The following is a 24,502-nucleotide window of genomic DNA, read 5'->3' as shown; positions in this document are numbered from 1 at the left end:
GATCAATCAGGGCTCGCGTTTGAAACTGGACGGTCCTGCAAACGTCGGTTCCAATCAGATGATCGCTTTGCAGAATGGTGATGACCTCACGCCCGCCGCCATCGCCTTCGGAGCGGGGTATGGCACGGGCAGCGACATCAACTTCAGCAGCCTGACCCTCAGCGGCGGCATTGTGCAGACCGGGCCTTACAGCATCTTTATTGCCAACCAGCAGGCGGATAACAGCCGCCAGAATCGTGTGGCCGTCCAGATCAGCGGCAACAATGACTTCCAGGCGGATCTTCCAGGTCTGATCAACGCCGTGGCTCCTGACGTGCAGGCCTGGTTTGGCGCAGACACCGGCAATGGGACTTTCACAGGAACGACGCTCAGCACCACCGGCCGCAACAAGACCGGCGGCCTCGAGGCGTTCCGGCTTGGCTCCGGGGGTGGTACGCTCACCCTTGCGAATGCCAATGTGCTGAACGGCAACTTCCCGCTGTTTATCGGCGCGGAAGATCAGACGGCCCGCACGAACATCGGTGGGGTGGTTTACATCCCCCTGGCGCAAAATTACAGCGGCAGCGTGACCATTGGCAACAGTGGCATTTTGCATGTGGGCAGCGACGCTGCGCTGAGCACCGCCAACAATGTGCTCAATCTTCGCGGCGGTGAACTGCGCGTGGAGATCGCCGATGGTCTGTACGGTGGCACAGAAAACCAGTACGCCGCCCGCATCCTCGACATCCAGGGGGCCAACGGCGTTCTGCGTACTTCCGCCCTCAGCGGTGGCAGCTACAGTGTCGTCAATTTCGACCGGTTTCAGTTCCCTGAGATCGGTGCGGACCGTGCGCTTGTCGTCTCCAACCTGGGCACGATCTTCACGGACGTGCATGTCAACACCATCGTCATGCCCAACGCCGCGCGTACGGTGTACTTGGATGTCGGTGTGGACAACAGCTACCAGGCCGGGGCAGGCATGCTGACAGTGAATGGCGTCATCGCCGATCAGGCCACGGGAGTGCAAAGCCTGCGCAAACGCAACGGGGGTGTGCTCATCCTGAATGCTGACAACACCTATGATGGAACGACCACACTGGAGCAGGGAAGACTGGTGCTGACCAACACCGGAGCGGCAGGCAATGCGGGATCCATCATCGACATGGCCACCAATGGTTCTCGTTCTTCAGGCCTTGAATTTCGAATCAATGGCACGGGGCCGTTTCTGTTCGACAATGCCGTCACCACCTCCGGCGGGGACACCGCCAGCACTCGAATCATCATTGTGGGAGCTGCGGGTCCCGGCTCAGAAAATCAAGAGGTGCAGATTTCTTCGCTCACCATTGGACATGCGGGTGCGTTCACGACGGATGGCACGGGCAGCAACGCGCTGTGGTTTGATGGTTACAATGGTTACCGCACCACGGTGAACGGTGCCGTCACTTTGAACCGCAGCATTGTTTTCCGCACGCGTGGTGCTTTGACGACGTTTGATGGCGTGGTTTCTGGGGCTGCCGCCAATGCCTTGGAAAAATCTGAGCAGGGCACCCTGTGGCTCAATGGTAACAACACCTATCAGGGCTCCACCACCCTCTCCAACGGCTACTTGGTGGCGGGAAATGACAACGCCTTCGGCAATGCCTCCTCGGACATTACCTTCCGTGGCACCGCTTTTTCGCAGATTCTGGCTGCTGGTACACGCACGATCTCTCGCAACTTCATCAACACAGCCACCGGCAGCACGCAGACCCTCGGTGGTCTGGACGCCGGAGACAAGCTCTTCAGCGGCAACCTCAACATCTCCGCACGCGGGCTGAACCTCGCGGCTGTCAGCGGCGGGGATGTCACCTTCAGCGGCACCATCAGCGGTGCCGGCGGCATCAACAAGGTGGGCACCGGCACGGTGATACTCAATCCTGGCACGGGCAACACCTTCACCGGCGGTGTGACGGTCAGCCAGGGAACCTTGGTCGGTTACGCTAAAACGGGCGGCAACCCCTTTGGCACCAACAACGCTTTCAATGTGGCCAACGGCACGCTGCGGTTGAACAACACCACGGGCGCAGTCAACACCACCTCAAGCACGGGGGCGCTGACCATCAACACCGGCAATGCAGCCCTCATTGTGGACAACACCGGGGGGACCAGCACCACGCTAGGTTTCGGCTCGCTGGCCCGCAGCAACAACGCGACATTTACCATCAAGGGGATCACCACCGACATTGGCTTGGCTGGGAATGAAAAGCTCAGCTTCACGGCAAGTCCCGCAGTGCTCAACGGCACCCTTGGCACCTGGGCGGTGATCCAGGGCATCGGCACGAACAACGCGGGCAACTACGCGACGATAAGCGGCGGCAATGTCGTCACGGCGACGTATGGCGGCACGGGAGATCTGGACCTGGCTGCGGGATCAACGCAGTTGTTTGACGCGACTGGCACGGGCGGGATGCTGACTGACAACCGCAGTGTGTATGCGTTCCGCACCGATTCGAACATCGATTTGGGAGGAAACACGTTGAACTTGGGAGCGGCCAATTCGAGCACGCTGGGACAGGCGGGGATGATCCTGAACAACGGAGCGAGCATTGGCTTGGGGGTGATTAATTTTGGCACCAACGCGTTGAATGTGTATGTGGACGACGCCGCAGTCTCGACAATCCTCGCGCCGCTGACGAACTTCCGCAGCAACCTGAACAACACGCTGAGCACCACCAATGTGGCAGCGCCGGCTGTGCTGGTGAAATTTGGTCAGGGGACGCTGGAGCTGAGCGGAGCGAACACGTTCCAGGGGAACGTGCAGGTGAACGAGGGCACGCTGAGCCTAACGGCGGCCAACGTGATCCCGACGTTTGGGAACCTGAACGCGGTGACGGGGTCGATTGTGACGATCCAGCCGGGGGGGACGGTGTTGCTGAACGGCTTCAATCAGGAGTTTGGCAACCTCGCGGGCACCAGCGTGGTGAGTCCGGTTTTGAGCACGGCGGGAACGCTGAATTTGGGCAGTGCAAAGTTGATCGTGGGTCGGGAAGGCAGCAACCAGACGTTCTCCGGACAGATCATTGGCGATGTGAGTTCGGTGCTGACCAAGGTGGGTGCCGGACGTCTGATCTTGAACAACTGGGATACGGCAGCGCCAAATTCGCTCGGGACATTGGACGTCGCGCAGGGATTTGTGCAAACCTGGCTCAATGATCAATCATGGGCGACACCCACCGGTTTTGCTTCGGCGGTCACGTCCGACACCACCATCCTCCTGCGTGGGGGATCATGGGAAGCGTTCATCAATGGAGATCAGACCGGCAGCGTCCAGAACATCTACTTGGGCTACGACGTCATCCTCCAAGGTGGAAATTCAACTTTGAACACCAACCGCTGGCAGGGCGGTGCGGCTAACAAGGTGGTCGTCTTTAACAATCTGGATTTGGACAAGCAGTTGCTGCTGGTAACGGGCGGCAACGCCATCTATCCGCGCTTTGACGGTACTATTACACTCAATGCCAATGGCCGAATCCAAACCGACGCCCCACTGCTGCTGGCCGGAACGATCACCGGCAATTACTCGCTCGAAAAGCGCGGCGGCAGCAATCTGGAAATCGGCGGTGACAACAGCGCCTGGAACGGCGGGATGGTCATCACGGACGGCTATGTACTCTTCGCCAATCGTGGTACGGACGATATTCGTTATGCCGGCACCACTTTTATTCCGAGTGTCACCGCCAACGCCGGCACGGGAGACATTGTGCTCAATCGCAGTTCCGCCCTGCGCCTGAACGCCCCCTCCAACATCCTTTCCGCGCAGGGCCAGCGGGTGCAGACCTTCGCCAATGAAACAGTCAACAGCCTGCGTATCGACCTGGGAACGGACACCGCGCTGACCAATTACAGCATCCGTTCCACCACCAATGGCAGTCTGGGATTAAACCTCAGTGAAGGCCATTGGACCACGGCCATTGACCAGTCGAAGCTTGGCAATGGCAAATGGGGCATCAGTGCGGTCACCAATACCTATTACACCGCTTCTGAACTGGGTGCGGGCGTTGATAATGTGTATCGTTTCGGCGGCTTCAACGGCGCGACTCTCGCCATCACCGGCACCGGGGTGCTCTCTGGCACTGCGTCTGTGGACATCGGCCGTTCCAATACGCTGGCGGGGCAGAACCCTGGTTATACCGAAGCTGTCGTCCGTTTCTACGGCGACCAGACTTACACCGGAGCCACCAACATTTATCGTGAAGCGGACACCGGCAGCGTTGGGTCCATCCTGGAGATCACGGGCAACAGCGCCACCTCTGCCTTCAATGTTTACGGCCGCCTGACCCTGCGGGGGGACGGCCGGGTGACGAATGATGCGGGGGACCAGGTCACTGTGGTGAACCTCATGCCCGGCGGCAACCTGCGGCTGGATTACAGCATGGACGTGAATGACAATTTCATCATTTCCCGCCTCGATAACAGCAACCTGGGGCTTGAGACTGATGAGAACAAATGGAGCGACACCGAAGGCCTCCTGCTGAATGGCTCTGGCCTCAATCTGATCAACAGCAGTGGCAGGGTGAATCAGGAAACCGTCGGCCAGATCACGATCCAAGGCGGAGCGAGCATCGGCCTGGAGCGCAGCGGCACCAATGGGCAGATCGTGCTGAGGACTTCCGGCATCACGCGCATCGGTCAGGCCACGTTGGGGCTGCGGCCCTCAAGCGCCGCTGCTGAACTCGGATCCATTAATTTGCAGTCTGCGAAGTTTTTCCTGACGGGGGGGGCACCTGTGCTCACCAACGGCATCGTGGCACCATGGATGTATGATGCCACCAGCTTGAGCTACCTCAGTTATAATAACGACACCGGCTTTGTGGATGCAGCTTATACGGCGACCGGGAGCAATGCCGCATTCTTCACCGGGCTGAACAGCACCTCCATCGCCTGGTACAATGCGGCGGCGAACACCACGCTTTCGGGTGTGGCCAATGCGTATGCGATGCGCATCACCGGCACCTCCACTCTGACAGGTGGCGGCATCAACCTTTGGAGCGGTGGCCTTCTCACCAATGGCTCTGTCACCTTGAGCTCCTCCACCCCGCTTTACTTTGGGAATGGCACGACTCCGACCGAAGGTATCATCTATGTGGCAGACTCCGCGCTGGTGCTTAGTGGCGTAGTTACCGCAAACAACCTGACCTACGGCGGGCCGGGATCCTTGCAGCTGACCAATACCGCCAACGCCATCAGCGGCACCATTCAGATGAACGGTGGTCTGTTGTACATTGACGGTACCGGCGCACTCAGCGCTGCCAGCGAGATCATCCTGTCTGCCGATTACTTGAACAACAATAATGGCAATCAGATGCCAAGCCTGCGCTTGCGCCATAACAGCGCCACCACCAGCTACTCTGGCCTGACTGTCACCGTTGCGGCGGATGTGGCGAGGGCGGAGATTTATGCGGAACGCTACTCAGGAGCGAGCACCACGGCGACGGTACAGATCCAAAATTTGAATGTGCTGGGCACCTCCGGCCCTGCGGGCACTGTGCTCAATTTGTACAACAGCAACTCCAATATGGACGTGCTGGGCACCACGTTGCTCGGTGGCAACAGTGCCATTGCCATCAACGTCAATGGCAATACTTGGCGCCTCGTTGGCGCTGTCACCTCCAGTGCCGCCATCACCAAGTGGGGCGGCGGCGTGCTGCGGCTCGACGGCAGCAATGACGCCACGCTTTCCAGCACCATCACCGTGAACGCGGGTGAGCTGCGGCTCACTGCCGGGAACGTGGCCGGTGGCGACTCCCAGGCTGAGGGCACGGGGTCTCTCATCATGAATAATGGCACGCTGCGGCTGGCGGCGCAAAACCCGGGAACGACCAACTCCACCACCACCTTCTTCAACAGCCTTGACCAGAGCGTCACGATCGCCGGGCGCACAACGATCATTTACGATCGCAATGGTGGCACCCCCGCCAGCGGTTCCGGTGGTGCGACCATCGGTGCTGCAGGCCTTGAGTTCACCACTCGAAACAGCCCGACGGTCATTTTTGACCCGGCCTCCTTCGGTGACCATCTGCGTATCAACAGCGAGTTGGTGATCACTGACCAGCCGTTCTTCCGTATCCCGGATGCGAACCTGATTATCAACAACATCATCCGTGGCAACGGCACCCTGACCAGGGGGGATTCGTATTTGATCACGTTCAATAACAATGCGGCCAATACTGACTGGACCGGCGGATTCACCTCGCTGCAAGGCTACAGCCGCGTCACCCAGAGTGCCACGAACTTCACCTTCGGCTCGGGACCGGTCATCAATGGCCCGACATCGGTGCTGTCCTTAAACTCCCTGACCAACATCGCCGGAGGAGCTGTGGCTAACTTTAGCAGCGGCTACACCACCCCGACAGTATTGGCGATTTCTCAGGCCTCCTTGTTTACCACGGCGAATTTGAATACGCTCTTCCCCTATGCGAACAATACCAGCCGTGCAGGGGCGGGCGGCATGCTGGCATTCGACGGTGCGGGCACGGTAAGCACTCCGTTCGACCAGTCTGCTTTTCAAGATGGCTACTGGAGTCTCGGGGCTGTCATCGGCGGAGCCACCTACAACGGCAATGCCGGATCGCTGCTGCCGGGGGCTGAAAATACTTACCGCATCAGCGGTGTTGCCGGCCTCACCCTTTCTCCTTCAACGGCCGGTTCGATGCTCTTCACCGGAGCCAACAAGGTTCTCTACGGCAAGGCCGATGCCTGGCATGCGGCGGGATACAACGCCGCGGTTGCCGTCTTGGGCAACAACCTCGACGCTGACTACACCGGGGGCACCACCATCACCCGTGGTCGTGACATCGGCGGCGGCTGGTTTCAGGGCGCCATCCGTGTCGATGGCGGCAACCCGACCGCCAGCACCTACCGCACACCGCTGGGCACCGGCCAGGTGGACATCTATGGGCATCTGCGTTTTGCTGGGGCCAACGGTGGTTTGGTCAATGCGGCGGGAGACAACTACACCACGCTTGTCACTCATGCCGGCAGCCGAATTACTTTTGACAACCGTACGGCCTTCGTGAATGCAACTGCTGAAGGACGTTATGACGACCAGGCTGCGTTGACCTTGAACTCGGCTCATCTCCAATTGCGTGGCATTGCCAACACCACGAGTACCAATCGTGAAGACATTGGTGTTTTGACCATCAATGGGGGAAGCCAGATCCGACTTGATCGTGAAACAAACGGCTTCGTTGTTTTGGGGGTGACAGATCTGGTTCGAGGCACAAACGGAACTCTTACAATCAACCACAACACGGGCTTGTTGGGTGCGCTTACTGCTGCTGGCGCGGCGAATACGGAAAACATCATCGTCACTGGAGTGACTCCGATTCCAATGACCAACAATATGGTTGCTCCGTGGATCATTGACCGCAACGCGGATCAGTTCCTCAAGTACGACAGCACCAACGGCCTGCAACTGATCACCCAGGGTTCATCACCGTCGAATTATCTCAACCCCGCAGGCGCCACCACCACCCTCGACACAAGCGTGGTGCCGCTCAATGACGGCACGGAAATCCTCGATCTGGGGGCCGCCACAGGTACTCAGACGCTTGGCGCGAATCTCAACGTTTATGCCCTGCGTGTGAACCGTAACATCAATGGCAGCGCTGATGGAAACGCCACTCAGATCACAGTGGAAAGCGGCGGCCTCATTTTCCTGGCCAACAGCCCGCTCATCAGCACTGATCTTTACTTTGGTCCGGGAGGAGCCAGTGAGGCGCTCATTTTTGCCCGTCAAAGCACCGGCCAAATCGATGGAAGAATCTACGCCAGTCAGGTGACCAAGTTTGGTTCCGGCTTCCTCAACATCAACAGCGATCAGAAGCAGTTCTCCGGCACCTGGGTCATCAATGAAGGCGGCATTCAGTTCCTCACACCGGACTCTGTCGGCAGTGGCTCGAACGAGATCATTTTGAACGGTTCTGTGATGAGTGATGACGATGACCGTCAGGATGGCGGAGCCTCCATCCTGTTCACCGAACTGCGCTACAACTATAACAGCGCAACTCCCGACTTGTTCACCTGGGGTGGTGGCAAGATCACCTCCTGGGATAGCAACTTGATCCGCACGGTGACTGCTGCGGATCGCAACCAGTTGATCCCCGACATTGATCTGAAGACTACCGGGATAGCGCCCAATCCGTTGCAGCCAGGCCTGATCCGTTTCCAGGTGGATGGCGCTCGCAGCACTCTCTTCACCGGCATAGTCACCCTGTTTGACAACTACAACGTCAACGTGGACGCCACCAGTTATGGAACTGGCAGCACCACCGGGGTCCAGTTTGGCTCGATCGTCAACCAGGGGCTGTATGATGTTTACAAGGCCGGCGATGGTGTCCTGAGCTTGGGCGACAATTCCACCACCTTCACAGGCAACCATTTCTGGTATGTCGATGAAGGTGCCGTGCGTGTCCGCGACAATGGTGCCTTTGGTGCCGCCGGTACCACCGCCGTCATCAGCCAGGGCGGGGCGTTGGAAATTGCCGTGGCTGGTTTCAGCCCGTTGGCAACGCTGGATCTGCGTCCAGGTTCCATCGAACGCTGGGCTGTGGATGGGGCGCGCAGTGGCACGGTGGACATGGGGGCAGGGGTCCATCTGCAGATTTTCAGCAACCAGACCGGCACCCAGACCATCAATATGGACGGTGGTTCCATCATGGGCTATCTGCCCTCGGATTACGATCACGTCGCGGTCATCCACACACTAGGCAGTGGTGTCACCATCAATCTTCAGTCCGAATCCTACCTGGGGCAGCCGTTCCCGGCCAGCGAAACTGTCATCTATGACATGGGCAAGCAGAACTCGATCATGGGCGGCAATCCAAATGATCTCGCCCTGCGCGGTTCCTACCTTCAGATTGATGGTGTCATAGCAGGGAACTTTGGCCTGACCAAGCTTGGTCAGGATGTGATTCTGCTCAACGGTGCCAACACCTACACAGGTGCCACCTCCGTCAAAAATGGCATCCTTCAAATTGGTCGTAACAACAGTCTGAACACGAGTTCTGCGCTGGTCATGAACGGCAGCGCCGGCCAGTTCGACCTGAACGGCTATAATCAGGAAGTGGCCTCTCTCAGCGGCCCTGCAGGCAGCATTAACAACGGTGCCTTTGATTACAACACGCTCACCGTAAACCAGTCAGGTGACACCACCTATGGCGGCACTTTGGACGGCAATGTGACCCTCTCAAAGACGGGTGCAGGCACCCTGACGCTGCTTGCAGGCAATTCGAACCGTGGCGGAACCATCGTCAATGCGGGTAAGCTGGCATTGGGCGCGGCGGCCACTCTTAGCGGAACCCATGCGGCTTTGACCGCCAACGGCGGCACCCTTGATCTGGGCGGCACCAGTCAGACAGTCGGTGCGGTCACCATTGCAGGTGGCACCATTGAGAACGGCTCGCTTGCTGGCAGCGCCTACGATGGCCAGAGCGGCACGGTGAGCGCTGACCTTACAGGCACAGGCGCACTGACCAAGACCAGCAGCGGTGTCCTCCGGCTTTCAGGTTCCAATTCTTACACTGGCGGCACAAACGTCCAGGAAGGTGAACTGGATCTGGCTGGCACCACACAGAACGTCGGGGATCTCGTCCTTGCCGGTGGCATCATCAGCAATGGCTCGCTCAATGCCACCTCCTATGATCTTCGTGAGGGCACCATCAGCGCCACTTTGACAGGAGCTTTGCCAATTAATAAAACAACCAGCGGACTGGTTGCTCTGACAGGCATCAATTCCTACACGGGAGTCACCAACATTCTTGAGGGTGCACTGGTGTTTGGCTCCACGGCTTCGCTTCCTGGTTTCCCTACGCCTGCTGCGGTCAATGTCTCCAACGGAGCCTTCCTTTCCTTCCGCGCTGGCGGCACCGGTGAATGGAGCACGGCGGACATTGACACCGCCATCGCTGCGGCAAATTTCAGCCCTTACGGTGGCATCGGCTTTGACGTCATTGGCTCCAATGAGTTCACCTACGGCAGCATCATCAGCGGTGGTAAATCCGTCCTGAAGACAGGTGCGGGCACGCTCATCCTCACAGGTGCCAGCACCTATACGGGTGCCACGATTGTGGCAGAAGGAACCTTAAAAGTGGGATCTGACGACATCTCCATCTTTGGCACTGGCAATGTGATCGTCACAGGTGGCACCCTGGATCTGAACGGATTCGATCTGCGCCTGGGTGGTCTGGCCCTTGGTGGCGGCCCCTCCGGCTCCACCGCCACGGTCAATGCTGGCAATAATCTACTGACACTGGGTGGCAACATCACCTATATGGCAGACAACAATCCGAATGGTGCGGTGATCACCGCCAGCTCGTTGGATTGCGGCCTCAGTTTGGGCGGAGTGACCCGGTTCCTCACGGTCGAAGATTCTTCTGCGGCTTCGCTGGACCTGACGATTGCGGCGATCATCGTTGATGGCATGGCGCCCGCCGGCATTGTCAAGCTGGGCAGCGGCACGCTGGCGCTCACCGCTGCCAACACCTTTACAGGAACGGTTTCCGTGAATGAAGGCGTCTTGACCGTAAGCAGCATGGCAAACCTTGGAGCTGCTACGGCGGTGAATCTTGCCGCCACTCTGCAGGTGACAGGCACCACAGCGTTGAATTTTGACAAAAACATTCTGCTCACAGGCAATGGCACACTCGATGTCGCCAACACAGCGGGAGTCACGATGAACGGCACCATCTCCGGTGGCTACCTTGACAATTTCACCGTGACTGGTGCTGGAGATCTCACTCTGGCCGTTGCGAATACCATCACCGGTACCACCACGATCGGTGGAACAGGCAGTGTGATTCTCGGCCATGGTGAAGCGCTTCAGTTCAGCACGCTCAATTCCAGCGGCAATGTGGTGTTTTCCAGCACGGCGGGTGGTGACTTCACCCTCGGGGGGCTGACGGGCTCCACCAATATGGTGCTTCAAGACAATGCGGCGGGTGCCATCAACCTTCGAATCGTTGGCAACGGCAGCACCTACACAGGAGTGCTCTCCGGTACTGGCGGACTGACCAAACTTGGCCAGAACAGCACGATCAACCCGACTAAGATCACCAATTCCACCTTGACCATCGGTGCCGCCCAGACCTACACCGGTGCCACCACCTTGACGGGATCAGTTTCAGCTCCCATTGGCAGCGGTAATTCTGCCAACGCACTGATTCTCGACTTCGCCAATGCAGCCGCCCCGGCCACAAACCTCATTTCAAGTTCTTCGGCGCTGGTCTTCGGTGGTGTCAGTCAAACCAACGGTGGAACGCTCCAGTTGAATGGCAAGGCAGCCACCGCAAACAGCCAGACCTTTGCCAGCACGTTGGTGGATCAGGGATCGTCCTTCATCTACATGAATCAGGGCACCGCCACTTCGTTGAGCCTTGCTCTTGGAGCCATCACCCGCAATGTCGGCGGCACTCTTGATATTGCTCTGCCTGCAGCAGGCGCGGTATCTGGCAGTTACACGCTCACCAATGGCATTATGGGGGCTTGGGCTACCATCAGTGCCCCGGCTACAGCGGGCGCAGGCGTTGACTGGGCCACCATCTCTGGGGGCAATGTTGTCGCCTATACTGCCTACACTGACATCACCAGCACAGGAACCACCCTGGCCAACAATGCCCTGAACAACGTCCGCATCAATGCAGGTGCCACGGCGACCACGACGAATCTCTCGGCCGGAACCACGGACATCAATACGGTGCTCGTCAGGGCCACGAGCACCGCCAACTCCATCTTGAACATTGGCGGCGGCAACACCTTGCGTTTGGGTGCTGTCGGGGGTGTTTTGCTGGCCAGCGGGGCAGGCAATCTTTACATCGGCAGCCCCATCGGCGTTGCCACCGCCACGACTTATGTCGGTAATACCGGGAACACCTACCTGGCCTCCGCCACTGGCAGCATCACAGCAGGCGGCGCGGATAACACGGCGGGTGAGTTGATTTTCACCAACTCCACTCCCAATGCCAACAGCACCCAGGTGCTCACCATCAATGCCGCCATCGTGGACAACGGTTCGGGTGCTGTTTCGGTGACCTACTCCGGCTGGGGCAAAAAAGAAGTCAACGGCATCAACACCTACACCGGCGGCACCGTGATTGATCTCGGTCAGGTGTATGTGCGCAACAATGTCAGTCCCTTCGGCACCGGGGCTGTCACCATCAAGGATGGCGGGCAGGTCTTCGCCCAGGACACCATCCTCACCAATGATTTCTTCCTTTCCAGCGCCGCCACAACGCAGGGTGCGGGACTTGGCGGCATGCGCCTCGACAATGCCGTTGCCACCGGCACCATCACCCTCGTCAATGACGCGCAGCTTGGCAGTGCCAACTACGGCTTATTCACTGGCCAGATCACCGGCAGCGGTGCGCTGCTGAAACTCGGCAACGGCACCACGATCCTGACCAATGCCACCAACAATTACACGGGCGGTACCGTGGTGACCGGCGGTACTCTTATCGTTCGTGGCGACGGCGTTTTGGGTGCCAACGTGGCAGGAAATGATGTCCTCGTCAGCGGTGCCTACGGCACGACAGGTGCCCTGACCCTGAATGCTCCTTCCAGCATCGGCGACAATCAGCGCATCACTCTAGGACTGGCTCCTCTGGGAGACTTGAACAGCGCTGTTGCCATCGGTTTTGGTGCAGCTTACGGCGATGGCAGTGGTATTAACTTTCTGAGTCTGGAAGACAGTCAGGGTGCGGCTCTTGGCGGCAACAACATCTACCTCAACAGTTTCCTGCCCGGACTGGCAGGGCGCATGGCCATTCATTTGAGCGGCAACATGAGCTTCTCCACGGATGTGGCGGCTGAAATCGCCGCCCTCTCGCCCAACACCCAGGTCTGGCTGGGTGCCAATACCGGAAACGGCGTTTTCACTGGCAGTGCTTTCTCTGCCACCAATGGCGCTCTGCGTCTTGGAGCGGGCGGTGGCACCATCACCATCAAAAACGCCAACGTTCTCACCGGAAATGTACCGTTGATCATTGGTTCTCCGGACAACAACAGCCGCAGCAACCTCGGCGGCATCGTTTACCTTCCACAAGCACAGAATTACAGCGGCAGCGTCACGGTGGGGTCCGGCGGTGTGTTGCAGGTCGGTACCAATGCTGCTCTCAGCACGGGCGACAACTCCATTTACCTCATGGGTGGTGAACTTCGCCTGGACTTGGCGAAAGGCGCCTACGGCCAGACGGACACCCAGTATGCGGCACGCAATCTGTTGGTGGTGGGTGGCAACAGCATCATTCGCACCTCTCCGCTCACAGGCGGGGCCTACAGCACCGTTCAGATCAATGACATCGCCCTCTACGACGCCAGCCGTGTGCTGACGGTCGCTACCATAGGCACCATCTTCACCAACTTGGTGGTCAACAACATCACGCTCAATAACAACACCAATGCTGTCATTGAACAGTATCTGGATGTCGGAGTTGATAATAGTTTCCAGGCAGGGGCCGGTGTGCTCACCGTCAATGGTGTCATCAGCCAGACGGGTCCAGCGGCGGTCAATCTCCATAAGCGCCAGGGTGGCGTGCTCATTCTGAACAGCGACAACACTTATGACGGCATCACCAACGTCCTGCAGGGGCGGTTGGTGCTCAGCAACACTGGTGCCGCCGGTGATGCCGGCAGCACGATCAACATGAGCACGAACAATGATCGTCGTTCCGATCTTGAATTCCGCTTGAACGGCACCGGACCGTTTGTCTTTAACAACGTCATCAACACCACGGGTGGCAATGACAACAGCACACGAGTGATCGTGGTGGGGGCGACCGGACCCGGCTCGGAAAATCAGTTGGTGAAGATTCCGACATTGATCATCGGCCACGGTGGCACCTTCGGCCTGGACTCCGCAGTTAGCAGCTCGATCTACTTTGACGGCTACAACGGCTATCAGTTGGAGATCACCGACTCAGTCGTGCTCAATCGTGACATCAACATGCGCACTCGCGGCGCCTTGTTGACGATCAGCGGTGTGGTGTCCGGAGTTGTGGCCAATGACCTCAACAAACAGGAGCAGGGTACCCTCTGGCTCAGCGGCAACAACACCTATGCCGGCGACACCTACATTTCCAACGGCTATCTGGTGCTGGGGAATGACAACGCGCTTGGCACGTCTTCCAATGCCGTGACCTTCCGTATCAACAACGCCTTCTCGCAACTGCTGTTGAGCGGTGAAGGACGCACGCTGTCGCGTAACATCATCAACTCTGCCACGGGCGGCACGCAGACCATCGGTGGTCTGGACGCCGGAGACAAGCTCTTCAGCGGCAACCTCAATCTCTCCGCACGCGGGCTGAACCTCGCGGCTGTCAGCGGCGGGGATGTCACCTTCAGCGGCACCATCAGCGGTGCCGGCGGCATCAACAAGGTGGGCACCGGCACGGTGATACTCAATCCTGGCACGGGCAACACCTTCACCGGCGGTGTGACGGTCAGCCAGGGAACCTTGGTCGGTTACGCTAAAACGGGCGGCAACCCCTTTGGCACCAACAACGCTTTCAATGTGGCCAACGGCACGCTGCGGTTGAACAACACCACGGGCGCAGTCAACACCACCTCAAGCACGGGGGCGCTGACCATCAACACCGGCAATGCAGCCCTCATTGTGGACAACACCGGGGGGACCAGCACCACGCTAGGTTTCGGCTCGCTGGCCCGCAGCAACAACGCGACATTTACCATCAAGGGGATCACCACCGACATTGGCTTGGCTGGGAATGAAAAGCTCAGCTTCACGGCAAGTCCCGCAGTGCTCAACGGCACCCTTGGCACCTGGGCGGTGATCCAGGGCATCGGCACGAACAACGCGGGCAACTACGCGACGATAAGCGGCGGCAATGTCGTCACGGCGACGTATGGCGGCACGGGAGATCTGGACCTGGCTGCGGGATCAACGCAGTTGTTTGACGCGACTGGCACGGGCGGGATGCTGACTGACAACCGCAGTGTGTATGCGTTCCGCACCGATTCGAACATCGATTTGGGAGGAAACACGTTGAACTTGGGAGCGGCCAATTCGAGCACGCTGGGACAGGCGGGGATGATCCTGAACAACGGAGCGAGCATTGGCTTGGGGGTGATTAATTTTGGCACCAACGCGTTGAATGTGTATGTGGACGACGCCGCAGTCTCGACAATCCTCGCGCCGCTGACGAACTTCCGCAGCAACCTGAACAACACGCTGAGCACCACCAATGTGGCAGCGCCGGCTGTGCTGGTGAAATTTGGTCAGGGGACGCTGGAGCTGAGCGGAGCGAACACGTTCCAGGGGAACGTGCAGGTGAACGAGGGCACGCTGAGCCTAACGGCGGCCAACGTGATCCCGACGTTTGGGAACCTGAACGCGGTGACGGGGTCGATTGTGACGATCCAGCCGGGAGCGACGGTGCTGCTGAACGGCAACAACCAGGAGTTTGGCAACTTGGCAGGCACCAGTGTGGTGAGTCCGGAGCAGAACACAGGGGGAACGCTGAATTTGGGCACTGCGACATTGATCGTGGGTCGGGAAGGCAGCAGTCAGACGTTCTCCGGACAGCTCATTGGCGATGTGGGTTCGGTGCTGACAAAAATTGGCGGCGGGCGCCTGATTCTGGACAACTGGAATACGGCGGTACCAAATTCGCTGGGGACATTGGACATTGCGCAGGGATGGGTGCAGAGCTGGACCAACGACCAGTCATGGGCGACTCCGACCGGATTTGCTTCGGCGATTCCCAGCTCAACGACGATCCTGCTGCGAGGCGGCCAGTGGGAAGTGTACGCCCTTGGAGATAACACGGGCAACAGCCAGCGCATTCTGGTGGGCAATAACGTCATTCATCGTGGCGGTGACAGCCAGTTGATCGTGAACCGGCCGGCGGTGGGTGGCCAGGCTGCCAGCAGCAAGCTGCTGACCTTTGGCACGCTGACCTTGGACGTGCAGCGTTTCCTGACTACAGGCGGCAACACTTTCATCCCCCGCTTTGACGGACTGACTACCTTGACCAATCATGCGCGTATCCAGACGGACGTGCAACTGGTGCTGGCGGGTGGCATTTCAGACGGTGGCATGGGTTATACGATCAACAAGATCGGTGCCTCGGATCTGACGATTTCCGGCGACAACTCCGCGACTTGGAGCGGTGGCCTTGTGCTCAGTGGCGGAACGATTTTGTTTGGCAGCCGAGGCACCGATGACATCCTCTATCCGGGGGTGACATTTGTTCCGAGCAGCACGGCAAACGCGGGCAGTGGTGACATCGTGGTGAACCAGGGGTTTGCTGCCACAGGCAACAGCGTGGCCCTGCGATTGAATGCACCGGGCAACGTGGCTGCGGGGCAGGAAGTACTGGTTTTTGGCACTGAGCAGAACTGGACCAGTCGCATTGACATCGGCACGGATGCACCGTTGACGAGCTACAGCCTGCGTTCGACAACGAATGGCTCTCTCGCATTGGGCATGGGGGATGCGGGCCTGTTTACCCAGGCGCTCGATGAGGCGCGCATGGGCAGCGGCAAATGGGGGATCTCCGCTTACGGGAATACGTTTTACATGGCGGACACGCTGGGAGCGGGGGTGGACAACGTCTATCACTTCACCGGCACCAACGGCGCGACGCTGAGCATCGTGAATGACAACGTGCTCACTGGCAGCGCTTCGCTCGAAGTAGGCCGCAACCCGCTGGTTTCCGGCTTAGTGACGACGCAGGGCACCGTAGCCATCATCCGCGCCTATGGCAATCAAGACTACACTGGCAACACGACGATCCATCGCGGGGCGGACTTTGGTTCCATCGGCAACTACCTGGAATTCACTGGCAGCTTCGTCTCTCCGAAGATCGATGTTTATGGCCGCCTCAATCTGCGTGGCCTGGCCACCGTCACGGATGCGTCCGGTCTCAACAACATCAACACGGTCAACATTCTCCCGGGCGCTGTGCTGCGCTTGGATTACTCATTGGACGTGAATGACCAGTTCGTCGTCAGCCGGCTGAACAACAGCAACCTCGCCATTTCCAACAAGTGGGGTGACACCACCGGGATGACCTTGGACGGTGCCACTCTGAACATGGTGGCCGCGTCCCAGCATTTTACCACGGAAGTGATTGGCGATCTCACGGTCAAAGGCGGTGCAGGTCTCTATTTGGAACGCAACAGCACCAATGGGGGCATTGTTTTGAGCACAAGCAACGTCGTCCGCTCCGGGCAGGCGACATTGGCCATTCGTCTGAATGCAGATGAGTTTGGGCTCAATCAGTTCCAAGGCCAGCGCGTTTACGTCACTGATCCGACTTGGCTCGCCGCGAACTCCCACAACGGAATGTTGGATGCTTGGATGTTTGTGGCTCCAGCTATCAGTACGACCGCTCTTAACAGTTCCAACCTGTCCTTCATCAATTACAATGATGTCACCGGCATGGCTTATGCGCCTTGGACCGCCACGGGAACCGGCGCTGCCTTCCTACAAGGGTTGAACTCGACTTCGATCGCGTATTACAACGTCGCAGGGAGTGCCGCCCTCACTGCTGTGTCCAACACCTACGCCCTGCGTGTGACCGGCACTACCACCAATTCCACCATCTCAGGCAGTCAGCTCAATATTCATAGCGGCGGCCTCCTCACCAACGGTGCCATTACCTTCAGCAACTCGCTCTACTTCGGTGACGGCACTACCGCAGCGGAAGGCATCATCTTCTCCTTTGACAACACTCTGGTTCTGTCGGGCAAGGTGACTGCGAACAACCTGACACGGTCCGGGGCCAGCACGACACAGTTCACCAACACCACGAATGCCATCACGGGCAACCTGCAGGTCAACGGTGGCACGATCATTGGTGATGCGGTCGGCACCTTCGGCACTGCGAACATCACGTTGCATGCCGACCATTTGAACAACAACAACGGCTCGCAGATGCCGATCGTGGCCTTCCGCACTGCCAGCGCGAACGGTACTTATAACAACAGTGTCACCATCGCGCAGAACGTGCCGCTGGCACGCATCGACACCAACCGTTCCAGCGGTACGGGCAGTGGCACCGTCACCATTTCCTCCCTGACGATCGAGGGCACCGATACGCTGTCAGGTACGTTGCTGCAGTTTATCAACAACAACAGTTACAACCTCACTGTAGCCGGCACCACCACCATCGGTGGCACCGGCCAGGTGGGCCTCTATGTGAATGCAGGCACGGTTCAATTGGTTGGCACTGTCACCAGTTCTGCGGGCATCATCAAGAGCGGGGACGGTGTCTTGCGCCTTGATGCTGACAATGCCTCATCATTGAGCAGCCAGATCACGCTGGCTCGCGGTGAAGTCCGCATTACGGGCACAGGCACAGGCACTGTTCCCAACCTGGCGGCGGGCACGGGTGACTTCATCTCAAACTTCGGCACCATCCGTCTCGCCAGCGCGGTTCTTGACCACGATTTCTTCGTCACCCCGGGCCAGAAGCTCTTCATCAACGGCCTGACCCTCCTCACTCTCGACCGCAACGGCGGTGCCGTCGGGGCAAACAAATACTTCGGCACCGACAATGGCGGGCAGAAGATCATCACCGCGAACGCCCCCTTCCTCATTGTGAATGGCTCGGACTCACTGGTGATCGAGGCCGGACTCGTCATCAACGACGTTCTCTCCCTCCGCACGGACACCACAACCTACCTTCGCGAAAAGGTTGAGGGGCGCGGCCGTTTCGTCAAGATGGGCAACGGCACCCTGGTTCTGGACAGTTACAATGCTCCCCACACTTTCAGTGGTGGTTTCGATACCTTCAGTGGCATCACGCTGCTCAATGCGGCCAATACCACCCTGGGGACCGGGGCGGTGCGTGTCTATGCCGGCGCCTATCTCTCGATGCTGAATACGGCCAATCTGGGCACTACCGGGCTGACCTTGGTGGTCACCAGCGACAGCGCCCTGACGGTCATCGGTGTCCGCACTGCTGCGAACTTTAATTCGATCACTGCTGCCGCCGCTGCTCCTGGACTTATCCAAGGCAATGGTTTCGGTATTCTGAGCCTTGAGAACAATCAGACTCTGACTGTCGATCCCCTCATGGCCACTCGTGATGGCGGGGTCTTTAGCAATTGGTTCCTCGGTGGCGGCAGTGGCAGTAGCTTCCTGACGGCCAATAGCGTGACCCCTTGGGGCGTCAGTGGGAATGAGTTCCGTCTCGGCGGCGCGGCCGCTACGCTCACGGTCGGCCCGGCCACCGCAGGTGCCTCACAATTTTCCGACTCCATCGACGGCCCCCGCACCATGCTGCTGGGCGCGGGCATGAACCTTAACGCTTATGGCCAGGTCACCTTTAACAACAACGGAAACAATAGCTACAGCGGTGGCACTCTGCTGGCACGTACGCGCAACTCCGACAACACCTACCGCGGCTTCGTTCTCTCCCTTCAGGGGGGGAACAACGGCACTCGCACCCCTCTCGGCACTGGGGCGGTGGAGGTCTTTGGCCAGGTGAACATCGAGGGCGCTGCTGGCACGGCCGTTGGTGTGAGCGGGGCCAATTCCAACGTGTGGAATCTGCATCCCTCCACCCGCTTGCGCTTTGACTTTGCCACCCCCTACACCGGCACCAATCTGGATGGTCGCTGGAGCGACACCGATGCCATCTTTCTCAACGGTGGCAGCTTGGAAATCAACGGTGATGACGCAGCCCCGGTGGCTAGTTCCGTTCAGTATTCGGAAACCGTTGGGGCCGTGACAGCAGCACTGGGTGCGGACATCTCGGTGGTACGTCGCGGCACTTTCTCCGCTGAATTGATACTGGCCGACCTCATCAGAGACGTTGGCACCAGCGGCACGCTGACCCTCCGTCATACTGCCGGTCTGCTCGGCGTGGCGGGTGCCACCAATGCAGAGCGTCTGATTGTCAGCGCCTGGTCCGGCGGCTCGCTGCTGATGAACAACAACATGATCGCCCCATGGATCATCGACCGCAGTGAGCACCAGTTCCTGAAGTACGATACCACTAACGGGTTCCAGTTGATCACAACAGGTGGGGCTCCAGCGAACTACATCAGTACCGCAGCCGCCACATTGGATGCCGCCATTTTTACCGGTGGGAATGCCAATGACGGCACCGTCATCTTGGACGTTACCGGCAACCCGGCGACTCTGGGGGCCAATCTGGACATCTATGCGCTGCGTGTCTCCCGTGACATCAACGTGAGCACCAATGGCAACGCCAACGACATCATCATCCGCAGCGGGGGCCTGATCAATGCGGCCAACAACTCCCCGACGATCAATGCCAACCTCTATTTTGGCTATACAAACACTGCCGGTGACGGTGAGGCGTTGATTCAGTCCTCCAGCGGCACCATTCAGATCAACGGCAAGATTTACGCCAGCCAGGTGACCAAGTCGGGTCTGTCATTCCTAAGCATCCGCGGAGATCAAACGCAGTTCCACGGCAACTGGGTCATTCAAGACGGTGGCATCCAGTTCCTCACTCCGGACTCTGTCGGTGATGGCACCAACCAGATCATCCTGGGCGGCGGTCACATGAACGACGGCGACAATTACCTGCAGTCCTTCTATTCGGAAGTGCGGTTCAACTTCAATCCCGGAACGCCGGATCTGTTCACCTGGCAGACAGGCAAGATCACCAGCTATGACATCGGTCGTATCTACATGACCGGCATGGGCAATGACCGGCTGACTCAGATCGCTGACATTGATCTCAGAACCACCAATACCACTCCGGGAGCTGGCCAGGAAGGCCTGCTGGTCGTTCAGGTGGACTACGCACGTGAGACCACGCGCACCGGCACAGTCACACTGTTTGACGATTACCAATTGTGGGTTGAGGCAGGCAGCTACGGCCCCGGTTCCACCACGGGATTGCAACTCGGTTCCGGCACGGGCGTGGGCGGCTTGAGCAACCAAGGCTTGTATGACTTCCGCAAGGTGGGGGACGGCATGCTCATTCTCGGTGACAACACCGGCAGCTTCACTGGCGGGCGCACTTTCACCATTTCAGAAGGTGGTGCGCGTGTGACCAGCAACGGAGCCTTTGGTAATGACACGGTCAATGCCGTGATCAGTTCCACTGGCGCACTCGAAATCGCCGTTTCCAATTGGGCACCGACGGCGAACTTGTCTCAGACATGGGGTTCGATCGAGCGCTGGGCCGTCAGCGATGCGCGTGGCTCGGGTGATTATACCATGGCCACTGGCGTGAACCTGCAGGTGTTCGCCGACCTCACTGGCACACGCACCATCACCCTCACCGGGGGCTCCCTCATGGGCTACATGCCGCTGGACTACGACGAAGTGGCCATCATCCAGACCATCCACAGCGGCGTGACCATCAACCTGAGCGCCGACTCCTACCTCGGACAGAACTATCCTTCCGGCATTTCGAGCGGCCAGAACTCACTCTATTACGACATGGGCAAGCTCAACACGACGTTGAACTTGAATCCGAATGATATTGGCCTGCGCGGTTCATACCTGCAGATCGACGGCAACATCACCGGGAATTACAACCTGACAAAAACCGGCCAGGACATCATCAAACTCTCCGGCACGGCCAACACCTACGGCAGCACCAGTGTCGAAAACGGCATCCTGCAGCTCGGTGCGAACAACGTCCTGCCCCTCAACGGCACCCTCACAACCAAGTTCATTGGTATGTTTGACCTCAACGGCTACAACCAGGAAGTGGCCGGATTGGATGGAGATGGTGGTTCCGTCAACAATGGTGCCTTTGACAACAACACGCTGACCGTCAATCAGGCTGCTGACACGACCTACGGTGGTCAGTTAAACGGCAATGTGACCCTTCGCAAGAAGGGGGCGGGCAAGCTCACCCTTGCCGCTGTCAACAGTTACCGTGGCGGCACCGTTTTCGAAGACGGCACGCTTTCCATCGCCCAGGCTTCCAGTCTTGGTTACGTTTCCCTGACTTTCCGCGCCGACGCTCTGCGTTTCGTGGGTGGCACTCTGGAGGTGACCGATGACACCACGCTTGATGCAACAACGGGAGTGACGCTGGACGCTCCTGGTGGAGTGATCGCCGTCGCCGCTGGAAAGACTTTCTCGGTTGCTTCGGTCCTTACAGGTGCCGGTGCGCTGACTTTGGCCGATGCAGGCACTGTGAAATTGAATGCCGCCGGCTCTGATTATTCCGGCGACACGAATGTCATTTCGGGGGAGCTGACGGGAGGCATGGAAAATGCATTCTCTTCCAAATCCCGTCAGATCATCACGGGGGACGCTCTCTTCGGCACGCTTAATCTCGGCGGCTTCAATCAGTTCATTGGCTCTCTTGCCAGCACTGGGGCCGTTCAGGCAAATGCTTCTGTGATATTGGGATCGAACGTCTTGACGGTGGGAGGAGATAACAGCTTCGGTGCTGTGTATGCGGGCAGCATCACCGGCAGCGGCATCTTCCGCGTCAACACCAACGGCTCGCAGACACTCTCCACCGTAGATAACTCGTCGCAGACCTGGACCACCGAGATCGCCAATGGCCAGCTCACGGTTTCAAACAACGGCCAGCTCGGCAGTGGTGATGTTACCCTCGGCATTGTCGGTGTGACCGGCGCGGATGATCGCACCGTGCTTGATCTCCAGGGAACGACGCTGACAAATAACGTCATTGTCAATAACACGAACTCCAATGGTGTCAGCGTCATCCAGGCTTCCACGGCAGCAAATTCCGCCATCACGGGGTCTGTGACGCTCAATCGAGACATCTTTGCCGGTGCCGCAGCAGGCCAGCAGTTGGGCCTTGGCGGAACCGTCAGTGGCGCAGGCCGTATCACTGTCTTGAACAGCGGTACCGTCGTTCTTAATGGAGGCAACAGTTATGGTGCAGGGGTTACGGGCATTGCAGGCGTCGCCATTGATGGTGGCACCATCATCCGTTCCGGCATCGTGGAAGTCGGCAGCAGCAGCGCTCTTGGAGTCAAGCATGTCGAACTCGGTGACATCCGCACTGTGATGGCCACGGTCGTTGATCGTGCCACCACCGTCAGCCTCACTCTTGGTGGGGGCACCTTTAATCCAACCGGTGGCGGTTCGCAGTCAGGTGCCTTCAGCGGCGTTTCCTCCACCGTGGACGGAAATACCTACGGAGTGGGCGATGTCGGCAAGACCATTTTGGTCAAGGATGAGGAGGCCAATCCTGGCGCCAATGGCATCTACACCATCGTCAGCGTCGCCGGTGGCACGATGGATCTCGTTCGGAATGTTGAATTCGATGCACCGGTTGAAATGAAATACGGCACACAGTTCACGGTCACCAACGGAACCTCAGCCACAAAATCCTTCTTCATGATGGAGCCGGATGTGGAGCAATGCTGCCTGCCGGTCGCCGACCCGATCCGCTTCCATGAAGAAGCGGCTGCTAATAACGTGGCCCTGCTGATCAACACGGGTGGCTTGAATCTCGCCAATGCCATGGATGTCAATGCGACGGCTGGCACCGGAAGTGTCACCATTGGTGGGGCGGCAAGCCTGACCACCGGTGCTTCCACCTTCAGCGGCAACATGGTGCTGCAGAATCTCCAGTCGGGTGCCACTGGCATCGAAACCCAGACGGTCACTCTGACCTCTGCCACCAATGGCACGGGCACCGGCATTACCTTCTCTGGAGTCATTGCTGAGGCCGATTCGGCCAACGACACGCTCTCCATTGAGAAGACCGGTGCCGGCACTGTCACGCTTACTGGCACCAACACCTACCATGGCACTACTGCAGTCACAGCTGGCAATCTGAGCCTTGGAACGGGTGGCTCCATTGACGACACCACCTTCATTCGTGTGGACAGTGGTGCGACCTTTGGCACTCCGACCGGCGGCTATACCACTGACGCTACAGTCAGCGGCTCGGGCGCCATTCTTGGGAATCTCACCATTGGCAGCAATGTAGGAGACATCAATGCAGTCGGCGTCCTCAAACCCGGCGATAGTACGGGTGGCTTGCTGGCCAACGCTGGCAATCAAGTGGGCACGCTCACTGTCACAGGGGATCTCACCCTCGCCGCAGGTGGTACGCGACTCGAAATGCAGCTCGGCAGCGCCTTAGCCGCAGATGCCAACGCCAGTGTTGAGTTCATCACACGCCTTGGGAATGGCTCGTTTGATACCTGGCTCACGGACAATTCCGACAACCACATCACCAATTGGGAGGCTGGCGCCGGCATCCATGACCGCCTGAACATTTCCGGCACCTTGAATTTGACTGCGAATGGCCAGATCAGCATCACCAATCCAGATTCCTACAGCATCGCGCACGGGGATGTCTTCGATCTCATCGACTGGGCCTCCCTGAGTCAGGGCACCTACAGTTTTGGCGACACCTATCGCGATGGCGGTCTCATGGGCGACTTGGTCCTGCCTACACTCGGGTCCGGTCTGGTCTGGAACACCGCATTGTTCGAGACCAACGGTATTCTGGTGGTCGTTCCGGAACCGAGCCGGGCGCTGCTACTGCTGTTTGGTCTTCTGGGCCTCTTCTTGCGCCGCCGCCGCTCTTCCATTTGA

General features: G+C 58.6%; 1 protein-coding gene. It reads left to right on the top strand.

The annotated features are described in order from the left end of the window. The first annotated feature begins 19 nt into the window (after positions 1-19). Positions 20-24,502, top strand: a complete 24,483-nt coding sequence (locus PSV43_RS16015; protein ID WP_300199437.1) for an autotransporter-associated beta strand repeat-containing protein — start codon at positions 20-22, stop codon at positions 24,500-24,502.

This window comes from Prosthecobacter sp., assembly GCF_029946185.1.
Lineage (GTDB): Bacteria > Verrucomicrobiota > Verrucomicrobiia > Verrucomicrobiales > Verrucomicrobiaceae > Prosthecobacter.
This window is presented reverse-complemented; position numbering and strand designations above follow the sequence as displayed.